The organism is Pseudomonas glycinae, from assembly GCF_001594225.2.
Classification (GTDB): domain Bacteria; phylum Pseudomonadota; class Gammaproteobacteria; order Pseudomonadales; family Pseudomonadaceae; genus Aquipseudomonas; species Aquipseudomonas glycinae.
The window spans coordinates 3218755-3237645 of record NZ_CP014205.2 but is presented as its reverse complement, the minus strand read 5'-3'; the positions used below and the strand labels follow the sequence as shown (position 1 = coordinate 3237645).

Annotated in this window: 20 protein-coding genes; 9 read left to right on the top strand and 11 right to left on the bottom strand. The window is 60.4% G+C overall.

What is annotated here, in order from left to right:
• Positions 1-99: 99 nt before the first annotated feature.
• Positions 100-1161 (bottom strand): LPS export ABC transporter permease LptG, encoded by a 1062-nt coding sequence (lptG, locus tag AWU82_RS14625; RefSeq protein WP_011332586.1) that lies wholly within the window; start codon positions 1159-1161, stop codon positions 100-102.
• Positions 1154-2275: an LPS export ABC transporter permease LptF gene (gene lptF / locus AWU82_RS14620; RefSeq protein WP_011332585.1), complete on the bottom strand. Its 1122-nt coding sequence runs from the start codon at positions 2273-2275 to the stop codon at positions 1154-1156. Before lptF ends, lptG begins: the two co-directional genes overlap by 8 nt.
• Positions 2276-2582: 307 nt before the next feature.
• On the opposite strand from lptF, the gene AWU82_RS14615 reads away from it, so the two are divergent.
• The 4 genes from AWU82_RS14615 to AWU82_RS14600 all read left to right on the top strand — a co-directional run bounded on the left by AWU82_RS14615 (position 2583) and on the right by AWU82_RS14600 (position 8012).
• On the top strand, positions 2583-4073 hold the full coding sequence (locus AWU82_RS14615; protein ID WP_064382431.1) for a leucyl aminopeptidase: 1491 nt from the start codon (positions 2583-2585) through the stop codon (positions 4071-4073).
• Positions 4074-4133: 60 nt separating this feature from the next.
• Positions 4134-4562 (top strand): DNA polymerase III subunit chi, encoded by a 429-nt coding sequence (locus tag AWU82_RS14610; RefSeq protein WP_064382432.1) that lies wholly within the window; start codon positions 4134-4136, stop codon positions 4560-4562.
• A gap of 8 nt (positions 4563-4570) precedes the next feature.
• The gene (locus AWU82_RS14605) at positions 4571-4966 is read left to right on the top strand and encodes a hypothetical protein (RefSeq protein WP_064382433.1); all 396 of its coding nucleotides are present in this window, start codon (positions 4571-4573) and stop codon (positions 4964-4966) included.
• Between the two features lie 199 nt (positions 4967-5165).
• Entirely contained in the window at positions 5166-8012 is a 2847-nt protein-coding gene (locus AWU82_RS14600; RefSeq protein ID WP_064382434.1) for a valine--tRNA ligase, read from the top strand.
• 60 nt (positions 8013-8072) lie between these two features.
• Here AWU82_RS14600 and AWU82_RS14595 read toward each other — a convergent pair whose 3' ends face one another.
• Positions 8073-8546 (bottom strand): hypothetical protein, encoded by a 474-nt coding sequence (locus AWU82_RS14595; RefSeq protein WP_190241479.1) that lies wholly within the window; start codon positions 8544-8546, stop codon positions 8073-8075.
• A gap of 159 nt (positions 8547-8705) precedes the next feature.
• On the opposite strand from AWU82_RS14595, the gene rlmF reads away from it, so the two are divergent.
• Complete coding sequence (rlmF, locus tag AWU82_RS14590; RefSeq protein ID WP_064382435.1) at positions 8706-9728, top strand: 23S rRNA (adenine(1618)-N(6))-methyltransferase RlmF; 1023 nt, start codon at positions 8706-8708, stop codon at positions 9726-9728.
• Positions 9729-9849: 121 nt separating this feature from the next.
• On the opposite strand, the gene AWU82_RS14585 is transcribed toward rlmF, so the two are convergent.
• Positions 9850-10131: an HU family DNA-binding protein gene (locus AWU82_RS14585; protein WP_064382436.1), complete on the bottom strand. Its 282-nt coding sequence runs from the start codon at positions 10129-10131 to the stop codon at positions 9850-9852.
• A gap of 396 nt (positions 10132-10527) precedes the next feature.
• Between AWU82_RS14585 and yejK the strand changes: the two genes are divergently transcribed.
• Positions 10528-11532, top strand: coding sequence for a nucleoid-associated protein YejK (yejK, locus tag AWU82_RS14580; RefSeq protein ID WP_007957356.1), 1005 nt, complete (start codon positions 10528-10530; stop codon positions 11530-11532).
• On the top strand, positions 11532-11882 hold the full coding sequence (locus AWU82_RS14575; protein ID WP_064382437.1) for a glutaredoxin family protein: 351 nt from the start codon (positions 11532-11534) through the stop codon (positions 11880-11882). Before yejK ends, AWU82_RS14575 begins: the two co-directional genes overlap by 1 nt.
• A 31-nt stretch (positions 11883-11913) precedes the next feature.
• Here AWU82_RS14575 and AWU82_RS14570 read toward each other — a convergent pair whose 3' ends face one another.
• From AWU82_RS14570 to AWU82_RS14550, 5 genes are all read right to left on the bottom strand, one after another.
• Entirely contained in the window at positions 11914-12849 is a 936-nt protein-coding gene (locus AWU82_RS14570) for a glutathione S-transferase family protein (RefSeq protein ID WP_064382438.1), read from the bottom strand.
• Positions 12850-13125: 276 nt separating this feature from the next.
• Positions 13126-13428 (bottom strand): GIY-YIG nuclease family protein, encoded by a 303-nt coding sequence (locus AWU82_RS14565; protein WP_064382439.1) that lies wholly within the window; start codon positions 13426-13428, stop codon positions 13126-13128.
• A 39-nt stretch (positions 13429-13467) separates the two neighbouring features.
• A complete protein-coding gene (locus tag AWU82_RS14560; RefSeq protein WP_064382440.1) occupies positions 13468-13941 on the bottom strand; it encodes a nuclear transport factor 2 family protein in 474 nt (157 codons plus the stop codon).
• Positions 13942-14041: 100 nt separating this feature from the next.
• On the bottom strand, positions 14042-15346 hold the full coding sequence (locus AWU82_RS14555) for a CynX/NimT family MFS transporter (RefSeq protein WP_064382441.1): 1305 nt from the start codon (positions 15344-15346) through the stop codon (positions 14042-14044).
• On the bottom strand, positions 15336-15995 hold the full coding sequence (locus AWU82_RS14550; protein WP_064382442.1) for a FadR/GntR family transcriptional regulator: 660 nt from the start codon (positions 15993-15995) through the stop codon (positions 15336-15338). Before AWU82_RS14550 ends, AWU82_RS14555 begins: the two co-directional genes overlap by 11 nt.
• 165 nt (positions 15996-16160) lie before the next feature.
• Between AWU82_RS14550 and AWU82_RS14545 the strand changes: the two genes are divergently transcribed.
• Entirely contained in the window at positions 16161-16472 is a 312-nt protein-coding gene (locus tag AWU82_RS14545) for a type II toxin-antitoxin system MqsR family toxin (protein WP_064382443.1), read from the top strand.
• Entirely contained in the window at positions 16469-16960 is a 492-nt protein-coding gene (locus AWU82_RS14540; protein WP_007957339.1) for a type II TA system antitoxin MqsA family protein, read from the top strand. Before AWU82_RS14545 ends, AWU82_RS14540 begins: the two co-directional genes overlap by 4 nt.
• 52 nt (positions 16961-17012) lie before the next feature.
• Here the strand turns inward: AWU82_RS14540 and AWU82_RS14535 are convergent, their stop codons facing one another.
• Both AWU82_RS14535 and AWU82_RS14530 read right to left on the bottom strand, forming a co-directional pair.
• Positions 17013-17777 carry an amino acid ABC transporter ATP-binding protein gene (locus tag AWU82_RS14535; protein WP_007957337.1) on the bottom strand — a complete coding sequence of 255 codons (765 nt, stop codon included), beginning with the start codon at positions 17775-17777 and terminating at the stop codon, positions 17013-17015.
• A gap of 11 nt (positions 17778-17788) precedes the next feature.
• Positions 17789-18886, bottom strand: coding sequence for an amino acid ABC transporter permease (locus AWU82_RS14530; protein WP_064382444.1), 1098 nt, complete (start codon positions 18884-18886; stop codon positions 17789-17791).
• Positions 18887-18891 lie beyond the last annotated feature (5 nt).

Here is an 18891-nt window from a genome sequence, read left to right as displayed (position 1 = left end):
AAGCGTCACGTTCGCCTGTCACCCGGATTGCATGCAAAAACGCCCCGGTCTGGCGACCGAGGCGTTTTCAAAGCTAAAGCGTGGGTGAAACCTTATTCATCAACCGGCTCGACGCAACAGCCAGACACCCGCCAGCGCACACACGCCAGCCGGCACCAGCACCGCGAACAGCGGCGAGAAGCCGAACACCAGACTGGATGGGCCCAGCAGATCCTGAACGATGCGGAAGGTGAAGCCCACCAGCACGCCGGTGAACACCCGCTGACCGAGGGTCACCGAACGCAGCGGACCGAAGATGAAGGAAATCGCCATCAGTACCAGCGCAGCGGTCACCAGCGGCTGCAACACCTTGACCCAAAATGCCAGCCAGTAACGACCGTTGCTCAGACCCTGATCGGCCAGATAGTGGATGTAACCCCACAGACCGGTGATCGACAGCGATTCCGGCGCCATCACTACAGTGCTCAGCAATTGCGGGCTCAGCGAGACATCCCAGCGCTCGACCGGCGTATTGACCACTTCGGTGCTGCGCTCGTGAAATTTGGTGGTGGTCACGTCGGTCAGCTGCCAGTGATCGGTGTCGAACTCGGCGCGCTTGGCGAAGCTCGAACTGAGCAGATGGCGCTCTTTGTCGAAGTGATAGCGGGTCACACCATACAGACGACCGTTGGGTTGCACGGAGTTGATGTGAATGAACTCGTCACCCTGGCGGTGCCACATGCCGTGCTTGGCGCTTTGCGCGTCGCCGCTGCCTTGCGCCAGCGAACGGTTGGCCTGGGCCATGCTTTCGGTGGCTGGGGCCACGTATTCGCCGATCAGCACACCGGCCAGCATCAGTACCAGCATCGGCTTCATCACCGCCCAGACGATACGCCCGATGGAGACACCGGCAGCGCGCATTACGGTCAACTCACTGCTGCTCGCCAGACTGCCAAGGCCGATCAGGCAACCGATCAGCGCCGCCATCGGCAGCATGTCGTAGAGCCGGCGCGGGGCGGTCAGGAGCACGAAGCTCAGGACATCGACCAGGGTGTAGGTGTCACTGACATCGCCCATCTCGTCGATGAACGCAAACAAGGTGGCCAGGCCGAGAATGATCGCCAGCACCGCGATGATCGCGATGAACACGCTGCTGCCGATGTAGCGGTCGAGTTTAACCACGGGCCACCTCCAGCGCTGCGCTGCGACGGCTGGCCAGCTTCAGGCGCAAAGGCTCCCAGTACAACAGACCGAGACCGATCGTCAGGAAGATCGCATGCACCCACCACAAGCCGAGCGCCGGTGGAATCTTGCCTTTCTCGAGGGCGCCGCGGGCGGCAATCAGGATGGTCAGGTAAGCCATATAAAGAAGAATCGCCGGCAGCAGCTTGAGGAAACGCCCCTGACGCGGGTTGACCCGCGACAGCGGCACCGCCATCAGGGTCACGATGAACACCAGCAACGGCAGCGACAGGCGCCATTGCAGTTCGGTTTTCGAGCGAATGTCGTCGCTGCCGAGCAGGGACGAGGTCGGCATGGCGTCACGGTCGGTGACCTCCTCGCTGACATCCGGCTTGGGCAGCAGCACGCCGTAGGTTTCGTAGTGGATGGCGCGATAGTTGGCCTGACCCGGGCTGCCGTCGTAACGGTAGCCGTTGTCGAGAATCAGGTAGCGATTGCCGTCGGGACGCACTTCCTGGCGACCCTTTTCAGCTACCAGCACGGAAATCCCGCGATCTTTCTGGTTGGCGCCGAGGTTCTTCTGCGAGATGAACACACTGCCCAGGTTGACCCGATCGTCGCTCAGGGTTTCGGTGTAGGTTACCCGCGTACCGTCGCGCAAGGCCTGGAAACGGCCCGGCTCGAGAGTGTCGAATTCGGTCAGGGCATCCTGTTTGTTCAGCAGCAGCTGGAACTGGTTGGCGCCTTGCGGTGCCAGGCTCAAGCTCAGCCAGGCCACCACCACAGCTACCAGGGTGGCCGGAAACAGTGTCATGCGGAACAACCGCTGCTGACTCATGCCGGTGGCCGAAAGCACGGTCATCTCGCTTTCGAGGTACAGCCGGCCGTACGCCAGCAGAATCCCGAGGAACAGCCCCAGCGGCAGGATCAACTGCATGAAGCCCGGCAGGCGATAGCCCATGATCAGGAACAGCGATCCCGGATCGAGCTGGCCCGCGGCGGCCTGGGCAAGGTATTTGATGAAGCGACCGCTCATGATGATGACCAGCAGCACGGCGCTTACCGCACTCAGGGTCAACAGGACTTCGCGGGACAGATAACGGAAGACGATCAAACCAGACACTCCAGGGTTGTCAGGCTAAGGCGGCCAAACAAGCAAACGTATCGACGGGCCCGCAAGGCAGAGCCGTCGAAAAAAGATGCGGCATTATCCTGTGATTGAGGGCGCCTGTCACTGCGCGCACACACGCAAGCGTGCAATCGGTTGAAGATCGTACAACCGAGGGTTGTCAGGCGCGGTGAGCGAGGTTCAAACTGCCGCCTCTGTCGCAGGCACTGGCCTGCGCCTCTTCTCTCTATAAGCAGGCGACGGCGGACACGTCGAACGCCTGTGTGTTGACCATTCATTCAGGGATCCGGACATGGAACTGGTTGTAAAAAGCGTTAGCCCAGAAACGTTGAAAACCGCCACCCTGGTGGTTGCCGTCGGCGAAGGCCGCAAACTCGGTGCCGCCGCCAGGCAGGTCGACGAACTGAGCGGCGGCGCCATCAGCGCCGTGCTCAAGCGTGGCGACCTGGCCGGCAAGGTCGGCCAGAGCCTGTTGCTGCACAGCCTGCCGAACCTGAAAGCCGAACGTGTGCTGCTGGTGGGCGTGGGCAAGGATGAAGAACTGGGCGACCGTCCGTTCCGCAAGATCGTCGCTGGCATCCTCAACACCCTCAAAAGCCTGGGCGGCAGCGACGCCGTACTGGCACTCGATGAAATCATCGTCAAGAACCGCGACAGCTACGGCAAGACCCGTCTGCTGGCCGAAACCCTGGTCGACGGCGAATACACCTTCGACCAGTTCAAGAGCCAGAAAGCCGAACCGCGCGCCCTGAAGAAAATCACCCTGCTGACCATCAAGGCCGCTCAGGCCGAAGTGCAACGCGCCGTGAACCACGCCACCGCGATCGCCAACGGCATGGCATTCACCCGTAACCTGGGCAACCTGCCGCCGAACATCTGCCACCCGACTTTCCTCGGCGAGCAAGCCAAGAACCTCGGCAAAGAGTTCAAGGATCTGAAAGTCGAAGTCCTCGACGAGAAGAAGATCAAGTCGCTGGGCATGGGTTCGTTCTACGCCGTCGGCCAGGGCAGCGCCCAGCCGCCGCGCCTGATCGTCATGCAATACAACGGCGGCAAGAAATCCGAGAAGCCGTACGCACTGGTCGGCAAAGGCATCACCTTCGACACCGGCGGCATCAGCCTGAAACCGGGCGCCGGCATGGACGAGATGAAATACGACATGGGTGGCGCGGCCAGCGTGTTCGGCACCCTGCGCGCCGTGCTGGAACTGAAACTGCCGATCAACCTGGTGTGCATTCTGGCCTGCGCCGAGAACATGCCGAGCGGCACTGCTTCGCGTCCGGGCGACATCGTCACCACCATGAGCGGCCAGACCGTGGAAATCCTCAACACCGACGCCGAAGGCCGTCTGGTGCTGTGCGATGCACTGACTTACTCCGAGCGCTTCAAGCCGCAAGCGGTGATCGACATCGCCACCCTGACCGGTGCCTGCGTCGTCGCGCTGGGCGCCCACACGTCGGGCCTGCTGGGCAACAACGACGAACTGATCGAGCAACTGTTGAGCGCGGGCAAGGCTGCCGACGACCGTGCCTGGCAACTGCCGCTGTTCGATGAGTACCAGGAGCAACTGGACAGCCCGTTCGCCGACATCGCCAACATTGGCGGTCCGAAGGCCGGCACCATCACCGCCGCCTGCTTCCTGTCGCGCTTCACCAAGAACCTGAACTGGGCGCACCTGGACATCGCCGGTACCGCCTGGACCAGCGGCGGCAAGGACAAGGGCGCCACCGGCCGTCCGGTTCCCCTGCTGACCCAATACCTGCTGGACCGCGCCAAGGCCTGAAACCGATGACTGCGAGCAGCGCCTCTTTCGAGGGGCGCCGCTTTCAGCTCAGGAACCGCAATGACCAAAGTCGACTTTTATATCCTGCCCAGCGCCGATCCTTCGGCTCGCCTGGATTTTGCCTGCAAGCTCACCGATAAAGCCTGGCGCATGGGCCATCGCATCTACCTGCATTGCAGCGATGCCGCCCAGCGTGATGATCTCGATGCGCGACTGTGGGCGTTCAAGGGTGAAACCTTCGTACCCCATGGCCCGGCTGAAAGCGAACCGGAAGGTTTGATCGTATTGGGAGTGGGCGACGACTGCGGCCAGCACGCGGACTTGCTGGTCAACCTCGACCTGAAAGTCCCGGTTTTCGCCAGTAAATTCGCCCGCGTTGCCGAGGTGGTGGTGGAAGATCCGGCGATCCGCACTGCGGCGCGGGAGAGTTTCCGTTTCTACCGCGAACAGGGCTATCCTCTGCAAGACCACCGTTTACAGCGACTCTGAGTACGCCGATGGACACTCCAAAACCGCTGCAAAAACCCGCGCACCTGCTGGACGACCTTGAGTCGATCCGCCAGTTGCTCGGCGATGACAACCTGCAACCGCCACTGCTGACCGACACGGTCGATGATGGCGAACAGGAACAGATTCCGATGTTGTTCGATTCGGTCGGCACTGAGCCTCCCGCCGTCGTACCGCCTCCCGCCCCCGTCGTGAAGCCCGCTACTGCGCCCGTCGCGCCTGTGGATAAAGGCCCCGACGCCCTCCTGCATCTGGACAGCGAACTGCGCGCCGCCGCGCAATTGATCATGCAGGACGTGATCGACGACTTCGCCCCGCACATCGAAACCGAAATCAAACGTCGCCTCGAGGCGCGGATGGAACGGCTTCTCGGCCAATACGAATAATCTCCCGATCTCCTGTTGGATCTGGCTTGCCAGCGTTCGCATCACTGCGGTTTTCCTGAAAAACCGCGGCGCCTGCATCGCTGGCAGGCCAGCTCCCACATTTAAGCCTCCACCCGGCCCGCCCCGCTCGCCCTGCGCCCCATGCCCCGCTATACTTCCCGGCTTTTCCTGAATAAATGCCAATAGGGTCCCGCCGCGCATGGATAAGACCTACCAGCCGCACGCCATTGAAACTTCCTGGTACAACACCTGGGAGTCCGAGAACTACTTCGCCCCGCAAGGCGCGGGCGACTCCTACACCATCATGATCCCGCCGCCGAACGTCACCGGCAGCCTGCACATGGGTCACGGTTTCAACAACGCGATCATGGACGCCCTGATCCGTTTCCGCCGTATGCAGGGTCGCAACACCCTTTGGCAGCCGGGCACCGACCACGCCGGTATCGCCACGCAAATGCTGGTGGAGCGTCAACTCGAAGCCCAGGGCCAGAACCGCCATGATCTGGGCCGGGAAAAATTCCTCGAGAAAGTCTGGGAATGGAAGGATCAGTCCGGCGGCAACATCAGCCGTCAGATCCGTCGCCTCGGCTCGTCCGTGGACTGGAGCCGCGAGCGCTTCACCATGGATGACGGCCTCTCGGAAGCCGTTAAGGAAGCGTTCGTGCGCCTGCACGAAGACGGCCTGATCTATCGCGGCAAGCGACTGGTCAACTGGGACACCAAGCTGCACACGGCGATTTCAGACCTCGAAGTGGAAAACCACGACGAGAAAGGTTTCCTGTGGAACCTGAAATACCCGCTGGCCGACGGCGCGAAAACCGCTGAAGGCAACGATTTCCTGATCGTCGCGACTACCCGTCCGGAAACCATGCTCGGCGACTCCGCCGTCGCGGTGAACCCGAACGACGAGCGCTACAAAGCCCTGATCGGCAAGTTTGTCGAGTTGCCGCTGGTCGGCCGCCGCATCCCGATCATCGCCGACGATTACTGCGATCCTGAATTCGGCACCGGCTGCGTGAAGATCACCCCGGCCCACGATTTCAACGACTACGAAGTCGGCAAGCGCCACAACCTGCCGCTGCTGAACATCTTCGACAAGAACGCCAACGTGCTGCCGGCAGCGCAGGTGTTCAACCTCGACGGCACGCTGAACGACAGCATCGACGGCAAGATTCCGGCCGAGTACGCCGGCCTCGAGCGTTTCGAAGCGCGCAAGCAGATCGTGGCCGCGTTCGACGCCGCCGGCCTGCTGGTCAGCGTCGACGACCACAACCTGAAAGTGCCGAAAGGCGACCGCTCCGGCACCGTCATCGAGCCATGGCTGACCGACCAGTGGTACGTGTCCACCAAACCGCTGGCCGAGCCTGCGATTGCCGCCGTTGAAGACGGTCGCATCCAGTTCGTGCCGAAGCAGTACGAAAACATGTACTTCTCGTGGATGCGCGACATCCAGGACTGGTGCATCAGCCGTCAGCTGTGGTGGGGCCACCGGATTCCGGCCTGGTACGACGAGTCGGGCAAGGTCTACGTCGGTCGCGACGAAGCCGAAGTGCGCGCCAAGCACAATCTCGGCCCGGACGTTGCGCTGCAACAGGACAACGACGTTCTCGACACCTGGTTCAGTTCAGGCCTGTGGACCTTCTCCACCCTGGGCTGGCCGGAAAAGACCGAGTTCCTGAAGAAATTCCACTCCACCGACGTGCTGGTCACCGGTTTCGACATCATTTTCTTCTGGGTTGCCCGGATGATCATGCTGACGATGCACCTGATCAAGAACGAGGATGGCACGCCGCAGGTTCCGTTCAAGACTGTTTATGTGCACGGCCTGGTGCGTGATGGCCAGGGCCAGAAGATGTCCAAGTCCAAGGGCAACGTCCTGGACCCGCTGGACATCATCGACGGCATCGAGCTCGAAACACTGGTGCAGAAACGCACGTCCGGTCTGATGCAGCCAAAACTGGCGAAGAAGATCGAGAAGCAGACCCGCGACGAATTCGCCGACGGCATCGCCAGCTACGGCACCGACGCCCTGCGCTTCACCTTCTGCTCGCTGGCGTCCACCGGTCGCGACATCAAGTTCGACATGGGCCGCGTCGAAGGCTATCGCAACTTCTGCAACAAGATCTGGAACGCCGCGCGTTATGTTCTGGACAAGGGCGAAGACTGCGGCCAGAACGGCGAAGCCTACGAGCTGTCGCTGGCGGATCGCTGGATCATCTCGCAGCTGCAACGCACCGAAGCCGAAGTGACCCGTCAACTGGATCAGTTCCGTTTCGACCTGGCGGCGCAAGCGCTGTACGAGTTCATCTGGAACCAGTACTGCGACTGGTACCTGGAACTGTCCAAGCCAGTGCTGTGGGACGAAAACGCGCCGGTCGAGCGTCAGCGCGGCACTCGCCGCACGCTGGTTCGCGTACTGGAAGTGGCGCTGCGTCTGGCGCATCCGTTCATGCCGTTCATCACTGAAGAAATCTGGCAGCGCATCGCGCCGCTGGCCGGTATTCAGGGCAAGACGATCATGCTGCAACCATGGCCGGTGGTCAACGAAGAGCGCATCGATCCGGCGGCCGAAGACGACATCGAATGGCTCAAGGGCCTGATGCTCGGCACGCGCAACATCCGTGGCGAAATGAACATCGGCCCGGGCAAACCGCTGCCGATCTACCTGAAGAACGTCAGCGCTGAAGACCAGCGTCGCCTGACCGAAAACGAAGCGCTGCTGAAGAAGCTGGCGCGTCTGGAGTCGATCACCGTACTGGCCGCCGGCGAAGAAGCGCCGCTGTCGGCGACCGCGCTGGTTGGCGAGATGGAAGTGCTGGTGCCGATGGCCGGTCTGATCGACAAGGGCGCCGAGCTGGCGCGCCTGGACAAGGAAATCCTGCGTCTGCAGGGCGAAGTCCAGCGGGTGGGCGGCAAGCTGTCCAACGCCGGTTTCGTTGACAAGGCTCCGGCCGAAGTCATCGAGAAGGAACGCGCCAAACTGGCCGAAGCCGAACAGGCTCTGGCCAAGCTGGCCGAGCAGCACGCGCGGATTGCCAGCCTGTAACGGCAAATCGCACTGAAAAAGGGAGGCCCGCAACGGCCTCCCTTTTTTGTGCCCGGGGTATTACTCCGGGCAGGGTTCGCCATTTGGTTGCGTGAGTGCGACTTTGACGATTGATTCGGGTGAGGTACCGATAATAGAGGAACCTCGCGTTACGACATATCTCACAAGCAGCGACCCACTCCCGTTGGTATGCTCAAGGATTGGTTTGATGCGTTTCTCGTACGGTTCAATGCGGAATTGTAGATACGGCGTGCTCTGCGTTACGGTTTGGGTGAAAGTAGCTTCCGTACCTGCAATAGGTACCATGCCATTGAGACTTGAACAGGCTTGAGATGTCAGCTCAATTATGTCCCCCTCCATCACTTCCGGAGAAATTTTGACATCAACAAGAACGCCCTTAACGGGGCTCGGATCGCTTACACAGCTGATAAATCCTGACAGGTTGGCACTTGGAAAAGTCGCTTTACTTAGTTCAATCATCTCAATAATTCCCTGAAAAATTTCCTGTTGGGTAGACGTTGCCAGTAAAGCCATATTCAAAAAGTTCGCCTACTGTCATATATGACAGGTATCAAAGACCGATTTGGAATCGACAGTCGCGATGGTTATACCTTCTTCACTCGTTTGCTCGGGTAACGTTGAGATGTGGGACAATACCGGCCACTTTCAGCCCTACCCGAATCGACCACGCCCATGAACGCCCCACGCACACCGAAACCTGCGCGCAAGAAGCCTGACTCCGTCACCCCGGCCAAGCCCGTGGCGCCGCGTAAAGAAGCCAGCCTGCATCCGCGCAATCGCCATCAGGGTCGCTACGACTTCCCGGCGCTGATCAAGACTACGCCGGAACTGGCGAAGTTCGTGATCACCAACCCGTACGGCAAGGAAAGCATCGACTTCGCCAGTCCCGATGCAGTGCGTGTGTTCAACCGGGCGCTGCTCAAGTCGTTCTACGGCATCCAGCATTGGGACATCCCGGCCGATTATCTGTGCCCGCCGGTGCCGGGCCGTGCCGACTACATCCACTTCCTGGCTGACCTCTTGGCCAGCAACAACGACGGTGTGGTTCCGCGTGGCGCCATCGTCAATGTGCTGGATATCGGCATGGGCGCCAACTGCGTGTACCCGCTGATCGGTAACAGCGAATATCGCTGGCACTTCCTCGGCTCGGAGATCGATCCGACCGCCGTGGCCGCCGCCAGGGCCATCGTCCAGTCCAACGACCTGAACAAGGTCATCCAGCTGCGCCAACAGGAGAACCGCAAGCACATCCTGATCGGCCTTCTGGAGCCTGGCGAGCGCTTTGACCTGACCATGTGCAACCCACCGTTCCACGCCTCGATGGAAGAGGCTACCAAGGGCAGCGAGCGTAAGTGGCGGGCACTGGGCAAGGCCGACCCGAAACGCAAACTGCCGGTACTGAACTTTGGCGGTCAATCGGCCGAACTTTGGTGTGAAGGCGGTGAAGCGCGCTTCGTGACGCAACTGATCGCCGAAAGTGCGAACTTTGCGCACAAGGTGTTGTGGTTCAGCACCCTGGTCTCGAAAGCTTCAAACCTGCCTGCCATCGAAACTGCGCTGAAGAAGGCCGGTGCGCTGGAAAGCCAGGTAGTGGAAATGTCCCAGGGGCAGAAGCAGAGCCGCTTCGTGGCATGGACCTTCCAGACCAAGTCCGAGCAGCAGATCTGGCGGCGCGAACGCTGGGTTCGCAAGTAATTCGCTTCAATCGGGGCGGGGCTTGATCGCAAAGCCGCCGCTACTGCTGAAACACAAACAGCAGACATAAAAAAACCGTGTCCGGATCGCTCCGGTGCACGGTTTTTTGTATCGCTGCGTCTTACTTGTTCACAGCGTCGGTCAGGCTTTTGGCCACAACCAGCTTGATCACTTTCTTGGCAGGGATTTCGATGGCAGCGCCAGTCGACGGGTTACGGCCAGTGCGGGCAGGACGCTCGGTCACTTTCAGCTTGCCGATACCTGGCAAAGTGATTTCGGCACCATTTTCCAGCTGATCGGCAACGATTTGACCCAGTTGGTCCAGAGCGGCACGCGCGGTGGTTTTCGGCGCGTCGATAGCTTCAGCGATGTCGGCGATCAGTTGGTCTTTAGTAAGAGCCATGTAGTGTTCCTTCCCTATCAAATTCATATGGATTGCAGAGTGCAGTGTCAGCCATCGAGCCCGATCTTCTGGATCTGGCACCCTCGGCGATAACCACGACGAGTCGGGGTTATAGATGCCGAAATCAAGGTTTGGTTCGACCTGACAAAAGCTGAATGCATGCTTGTCGCGGTGACTTCGCACAAGACCGGGCAAAACTAGCACAGAGACAAGGAAATATCCGCCTCTAGCTAGCCAAATGGTCAGGTTTATTGCGCTAAATCGGTAAATAAATGCATAAGGGCGGTCGGCTGACCCGGATTTGCCCTTCACCCCGCGCCAAATCCAGTGGTTGCGGTACACTGGGCGCTTTTTCGGGGGAGCCCGCCCTCCTCCCTTCCACCAGCCGAGAAGCCTATGCCGATCCGTCATTGCATCGTCCATTTGATCGACAAAAAACCCGACGGCACACCCGCAGTTCTGCACGCCCGTGACTCCGAACTGGCTGAGTCCGCAGCCATCGAGAACATGCTCGCCGATCTCAACGAGAGCTATAACGCCAAACAGGGCAAAGCCTGGGGGTTGTTCCATCCGGAGTCCGGTGCATTCCCGTTCAGCGGCTGGCTGAAGGAATACATGGAAGGCGGCAAGGACTTCACTGCGTTCAGCAAGGTCGCGGTCGAGCACCTGCAAAAGCTGATGGAAGAATCGAACCTGTCGGTCGGCGGCCACGTGCTGTTTGCCCACTATCAACAAGGCATGACCGATTACCTGGCCATCGCCCTGCTGCACCACAGCGAAGGCGTGGCAGTGACCGATCAACTGGACGTGACCCCGTCGCGCCACCTCGACCTCGGTCAACTGCACCTGGCAGCGCGGATCAACGTTTCCGAGTGGCAGAACAACAAGCAGTCCAAGCAGTACATCTCGTTCATCAAGGGCAAGAACGGCAAGAAGGTCTCGGAGTACTTCCGCGACTTCATCGGCTGCCAGGAAGGGGTCGACGGCCCGGGCGAAACCCGCACTCTGCTCAAGGCCTTCAGCGACTTCGTCGAGAGCGAAGACCTGCCGGAGGATTCCGCCCGCGAGAAGACCAAGACCCTGGTCGACTACGCCAGCAGCCAGGCCAAGCTCGGCGAACCCATGGGCCTGGAAGAACTTTCGGAGCTGATCGACGAAGAACGCCCGAAGGCCTTCTACGATCATATCCGCAACAAGGATTACGGCCTGTCGCCGGAGATTCCGGCGGATAAACGCACGCTCAACCAGTTCCGCCGCTTCACCGGTCGCGCTGAGGGCCTGTCGATCAGCTTCGAAGCGCACCTGCTGGGCTCGAAGATCGAATACGACGAAGAAGCCGGCACTCTGGTCATCAAAGGCCTGCCGACCTCGCTCACCGATCAGTTGAAGCGCCGCAACTGATGCTCGGCAATGTGCTGAAAAAGGTTGCGCTGGTTCTGCTGGTGGTTGTGGTCTATCAGAACTGGGGCAAGATCGAGCGGGTGTTCAACCCGTCGCAGATGGCGTCCGAGCAGGTCCGCGCCAACGCCAGGGTCGTGTTGTACGCCACGGACTGGTGCGGCTACTGCAAGCAGACCAAGCGCTTTCTCGATCAGAAAGGCATTGCGTTCAAGGAATTCGATATCGAGAAGGACGCCGAGGCACGTAAGGCGTACGAAGCTTTGGGCGGGCGCGGGATTCCGCTGATCGACGTCAATGGCACGTTGATTCGCGGGTTTGATCCGGACGAGATTCTCGCTGCACTGAAATAAACGAGGGAGCCAATCGGCTCCCTCAGATGTTTCAGCGTTTCTCGATTCGGAAACCGAAACGCGGGAAGTGCACATGCACCACTCCGCCACGTTCGTCCTCACGGCGCAGGATCAACTCCTCGCGACCGGCAAACACCAGCTCGCCGGCGACGGGATCAACGCCGTAGTCTGTCGCGGCGATCAGCACCTGCTGACCGCCCACGAACCCGTTCGGATCAGTGAACTCCTCGTCCGGCAACGCCGCCGGCGTAGAGCTGCGCGCGATCTCCAGTGCTTCCTCCGAACTCATCTCGCTGGCCGCGCCATGGCCAAAACCGAGCACACGCCCCAGCCACGCCGATACCGCCGGATAAGCATCCACCAAGGGCGCCGTCACGTGCGTAGCCTTGAGGAACCACAGTGGATGGGCCATGGCGAAGTCGGCAACCGACGGCTCGCCGAACAGGAAGTCACCGTCTTCGCGCTGCAACTGCTGCTCCAGGCGCGCCATGAGAGTCGGCCAATTGTGCTTGGCCTGCTCCGCTGACAGCCTGGTTGCGCTGCCACCGCTGAACAGTCCGGCCCGATCGGCGAGGAACGCCTTGATCGCTTCCGGCGGCAACTTGCCGAAACGCACCGCCACCGATTCCGGCTGGAACACCAGGCTCACCGCATGCTGGAACACTACCGAATCGGCCCAGGCGGCGAAACTGGCGGCGATCATTTCCTGACCTTCCGGGAAGAACGAAGGCTGGGCCTTTTCCTGCTCGAGGCGACGGGCGATCAGCGCGGTGTCGCAATAGATGTCGGCACCGATCTGCAACACCGGGGTCTTGCGGTAACCACCGGTCAGCGCAGTCAGATCCGGTTTCGGCATCACCGGTGAGATGTGCACCGAGCGCCAGGACAAGCCCTTGAAACCCAACAGCAGCCGGGCCTTTTCGGCGAATGGAGAGGTCGGGTAATGATGCAGAATCAACTCGGACATGCTCGGCTCCGCCGCACAGAAAGTGAACCAGCAGCTTAGCGCGCAATTCGTTCGCAGCCTACGGATCCGGCTGATGGGAACTGATCAGTCAGGTTGATAAGGCATGCAAAGAGGAATACTCTCCGCCTACGTCAATGTCTCCTGTGAGATCAGTAAACCCGGCCGCAAACCGGCGTTTACAGAAAAAACCGCCCCGCAAAGGCGGTTTTTTTTCGCCTGTCGTTTGCCGGAGGCACCGCGTCGACGCGGAGACTTCTACCGTTTGCCAATACCTGATCAATCAGGCCGATAAGACGCCACCAGACACTCCTTCGCACTCTTCCTGAGCTTCTTGATCAACCGCTCCTGACGCAAAGCATCACCCTTGTCGCGGCAACGCTCGGTGTAGACCAGCGCCATCGCCGGGCTTGAAAGAAAGAACCGTGCGCCCTTGCCGCTCTGGTGCTTGGCGAAACGGCGCACGGGATCATCGCTGATCCCGCAGTACAGCGAACCGTTGGCGGCGCGTACGAGGTAGACGAACCAGGATTTGCTCACTGGAACGTCGGCATCGAGAGGATTTTCGCTGAGGCTGTTCACGGGACAATTCAGGCGTAAGGAAAACAGGTGGCGATCTTATCAGCGACTCGCCTGAAATGCCTTCAGCCCTTTCAGCGCCTGAGCACGGACAGCGTTGCGCACCAGAGGCGTCCAGCCCAACAACACCCCCTTGAAACCCAGCGCCTGACGCGACCAGCGCCACAGGTCGAAGTGGTCGTGGTGTTCACAGATCTTGCCGTCACGGAAAACGAAGCGCGCCTGGATGTCGTTGATCACGACATTGCCGGTCTGGCTGAACAGGTAGGTCGCCACCCAGTGGGCGCCGCCGCTGCGCTCGTCGGCGCGGACGTTGTTGAAGGTCAGGGAGAAGTCCTTGGCGCGAGTGGTGAGCATGCGCCACATGTCGCCGGCATCACGACCGCGCAGCTCGCCAAAGGCCGGATCGCTGAACACCACGTCGTCGGTGTAGCAGGCGGCCATGGCCTCGGCGTCGAGGCGCTGGAAAGCCTGGTAGAAACGGGTGATCAGGGCGCTGTGGGCTTCTTCACTCATGGGCAATCTCCAGGAAAGGTACAGATTGCCAGCACGATAATCCGCAAACGCCTGAAACACTATCGGCATTCGCATTTCGAATACCGACAGTGCGTACGCATCAGACCTTTTCGCTGACCACCTGCACGTACAGCGCACGTCCGGCACCGAGGCCAGCGAGGATTGCACCCGCACCAATGATGCCGAAAATCCAGCCCACGGCGTTCCAGCCGCCGGTCCAGTCATGCACCACGCCGACCGCGAACGGCCCCATTGACGCCAGGGTGTAGCCGAAGCCCTGGGACATGCTCGACAGGTTGGCCGCGACATGGGAATCCCGCGAGCGCAGCACGATCAGGGTCAGCGCCAGGCTGAACGTGCCGCCCTGCCCCAGGCCCAGCAGGATCGCCCAGCCCCACAGGCCTTCGATCGGCGCGAAGAGGCAACCGAACAGGCCGCCCAGGGTCAACGCCATCACCACCACGATCGCCAGCCGCTGATCTTTGCCACGTGTGGCCAGCCACGGTGCCGCCAGGGAGCTGGCGAGCTGGATGATCACCGATCCGGACAGCACCAGACCGGCCTGGGTCGGCGTCAGCCCTCGACCGATAAGGATCGACGGCAGCCAGCCGAACACGATGTAGGCCAGCGACGATTGCAGGCCCATGTACAAGGTCACTTGCCAGGCCAGCGGATCCCGCAGCAGACCGCGCACCCGGTAAGCAAGGTTGTGTGCACCATGCTTCTGGCCGATTTGCGGCAGCCAGAACACTGCCGCCACCAGCGCCGGAATCACCCAGAAACCCAGGCCCATGGCCCAGCTGTGGTCAAAGTGTTCGCTCAATGGCACGGTCGATCCCGCCGCCATTGCCGCGCCCAGGCACAGGGCCATGGTGTAGACGCCGGTCATGGTGCCGGCATGTTTGGCGAAGTCGCGTTTGACGATGCCCGGCAGCAACACGCCGATGATGCCGATGCTCGCGCCACCCAGCACGCTGCCGGCGAACAGACCGATCTCACCGAAATTGCTGCGCAGGATGATGCCGCCGGCCAGTGTCAGAAGAATCCCCAGTACCACCCGTTCGGCACCGAAACGCCGTGCGAGCAATGGGGCCAGAGGTGCGAACAACCCAAGGCAGAGCACTGGCAGCGTCGTCAGCAATCCCGCTTGAGCAGCGGACAAACCGAGACTTTTCGACACTTCACCGAGCAACGGCGCCATGCTCGAAAGCGCCGGACGCAGGTTCAACGCCACCAGGATCAGCCCCAGCAGCAACAGCCACGGACGCCGCACCAGCGGATGGCTTTGCTGCACCTGTTCGTCATCGGCTTCGGCGTCGATCAACAACTCTTCGAGCTCGGCCTTGCGAACGGGGGCTGTGGAGACTTCTGGGCGGGACATGGTTTTCTCGGTTTCAAGGTTCATTGATCAACTGCCTCGACAGGGCTTTGGCCCGCTCCGGATCGCGCTGCTCGACGGCCTCAAGCAAGGCGACGTGCAAATCGAAGACTTCCTGTCGACGGGGGACGATGTTCAGGGTCTGGCGCAATTGCGCGCCGACGATGCTGGAAAAATAGCGATACAGCTCGCTGAGGGTCGGGTTGTGCGCGGCGTCCACCAGACGGCGGTGGAAAACCAGATCGCAGGCGATGTAGCTGTCGAGGTCGCCATGGTAGTGACTGCCGGCGTGCCCCAGTGCCTCGCGCAACGCGACGAGGTCTTCGTCGGTCCGGCGCAAGGCCGCCAGGCCAATGGCCTCGACTTCAAGGATGTGCCGGGTTTCCCGGGCCTGATCCAGCGAGCATTTGGACAGCGCCTTGAGCGTGTCCATCGGATCGACCACTGCCCGCAGGTAACTGCCGTCACCCTGACGGATCTCGATCAACCCTGAGAACGCCAGCACCCGCATCGCCTCGCGAACGGTGTTGCGGCTGATGCCGAGTTCGGCGCACAGCTCGGGCTCGGTCGGCAATCGCTGACCGACCTGCCACGTGCCGTCGGTGATGCGCTGGCGCAATTGATCCAGGGCCTGATCGACCAGGGATCGCTTAATGAGTGGAGAAATGTCTGACATAGGATTCGCCCTTTCATCCAATCATGGGATGAATTTTCTGACATGTTAGTCAGCTCCGTGTAGGACGGCAACCACCTAGGGTCAGAGAGGGGCAAATGGAGGGGATTTTCGATTAGTCAAAATTACCCTTTAAGGGTAATTTCAGGGACAGGGCTTTGGTTTCTTATGGAAAAGAACACACCCCATTACGACTTGGTGGTGATCAAGGCTGAGGTCAGGCGACGGGGAAGACAGGCATTCACCAAGAGCGCAGAAAAAACCGGACTGGATCTCGGCTTCAGCATCATAGAGATGCAAGAATTCGTTTTCGAACTGCAGAACAGGATGTTGTACAAGTCGATGACCACCTATGACGATCATCGAGTCTGGCAAGACGTTTATCACACGCACTCACACGATCTGGAGATTTACATCAAGGTGACATACCGCCCCGAAGGTGGCCCACCGGTAATCTCCTTCAAGGAGAAAAACCAATGAAGACCCGGCAATGTTTCAGCTGCGGTGCACGTGAGGGAATGACACATTTCGAGGGCCGCGGCGAAACCATCAGTGTCAAAGGCATGGAACGTCGTATCGATGACCTTGCTGGCTGGGAATGTCGCAAATGCGGTGAGGTCGAGTGGGACGCCGATACCGATAGTGCAGAACGCTACACGCAAGCCGGTGATGATCTGGTGATTGCTGCCCGACAAATGATCGGTAACGAGATGAAGCGCATCCGGCGCAAATTGCACCTGACGCAAAAAGAAACCGTGCAACTGCTTTCTGGTGGCGGACACAACGCATTTTCCCGCTATGAGCGCGGCGAAGTGCTTCCGCCGAAGGCGTTGATGCTGCTGATGCGCCTGCTCGATCGCTATCCGCACTTGCTCGCCGATGCGAAAGCCTTGGGTGAAGGGGCGGATCTGAGGAACGCCTTCAAGTATACCGAGCACAAAGAACACGAAACCCTCACCGTTTCCTGACCCTCAGAAAACAAACCCGGCACAAGGCCGGGTTGGTTTTATGCATCAGATCTCAATGCAGGATCTGACTCAGGAACAGCTTCGTCCGATCATTTTGCGGATTGTCGAAGAAGTCGTTCGGCGCCGCCTGTTCAACGATTTCGCCCTTGTCCATGAAGATCACGCGGTTGGCCACGGTGCGGGCGAAGCCCATTTCGTGGGTCACGCAGAGCATGGTCATGCCGTCTTCGGCCAGGCCGATCATGGTGTCGAGTACCTCTTTCACCATCTCCGGGTCGAGTGCCGAGGTCGGTTCGTCGAACAGCATGATTTTCGGCTTCATGCACAGCGCGCGGGCAATCGCCACACGCTGCTGCTGACCGCCGGACAGCTGTCCCGGATACTTGTGCGCCTGCTCCGGAATGCGTACGCGCTCCAGGTAATGCATGGCGATTTCCTCGGCCTTGCGCTTGGGCATCTTGCGCACCCACATCGGCGCCAGGGTGCAGTTCTGCAGGATGGTCAGGTGCGGGAACAGGTTGAAGTGCTGGAACACCATGCCGACTTCACGGCGGATCGCTTCGATCTGCTTGAGGTCGTTGGTCAGCTCCACGCCATCGACCACGATGCGGCCCTGCTGGTGCTCTTCCAGACGGTTGAGGCAGCGGATGGTGGTGGATTTGCCGGAACCCGACGGACCGCACAGCACGATACGCTCGCCCTGACGCACGTTGAGGTTGATGTCTTTCAGCACGTGGAACTGGCCGTACCACTTGTTCACGCCCTGCATCTGAATGATGCCTTCAGGGCCCACTGGCTTTTTGATTGCTTCGCTCATCGAAAAAACTCCTAACGCTTGTGGCCAGTGTCGAGCTTGCGTTCCAGGTGCATGGAATAGCGCGACATGCCAAAACAGAAAATCCAGAACACCAGGGCGGCGAACACGTAGCCTTCGGTGGCCATGCCCAGCCATTTCGGATCGGCAGCGGCTTGCTTGACGCTGTTGAGCAGGTCAAAGAGGCCGATGATGATCACCAGGCTGGTGTCCTTGAACAGCGCGATGAAGGTGTTGACGATGCCGGGAATCACCAGCTTCAGGGCTTGCGGCAGAATCACCAGGCCCATGGCGCGCCAGTAACCGAGGCCCATCGCGGCCGCGGCTTCGTACTGGCCTTTGGGGATCGCTTGCAGACCGCCGCGCACCACTTCGGCGACGTACGCCGACTGGAACAGGATCACGCCGATCAGCGCCCGCAGCAGCTTGTCGAAGTTCATGCCTTCGGGCAGGAACAGCGGCAGCATCACCGAGGACATGAACAGCACCGTGATCAACGGCACGCCGCGCCAGAACTCGATGAAGGTCACGCAGACCACACGAATCGCCGGCATGTTCGAACGCCGGCCCAGCGCCAGGACAATCCCCAGCGGCAACGCACCGGCGATGCCGACAGTGGCGATCACCAAAGTCAGCATCAGACCGCCCCACTGGCTGGTCGCCACGGTGTCGAGGCCGAAGACGCCGCCATGCAGCAGGCACCAGGCAACGATCGGGTAGACCACCAGGAAGCTCAGGCCGTACACCGCCTTGTGCGCCACGCGCTTGATGAACAGTGGCGCCACGCCGATGACCGCCAGCCACACGGTCAGGTCCACGCGCCAGCGCAGTTCCGGCGGGTAGTAGCCGTACATGAACTGGCCGAAACGCTGCTGGATGAAGACCCAGCAGGCGCCATCCTTGGTGCAGTCGGCGCGGGTGGTGCCGACCCAGTTGGCATCGAGGATCGCCCAGCTGAGGATCGGCGGCACCACCAGGTAGATCAGGTAGAACGCAAACAGGGTCAGCAGGGTATTGAGCCAGCTGGAGAACATGTTCGCGCGGATCCACGCCATCGGGCCGAAGACCTTGGCCGGCGGTGGCATGTCGGGTTTGAAAGTATGAGTACTCATGCGCT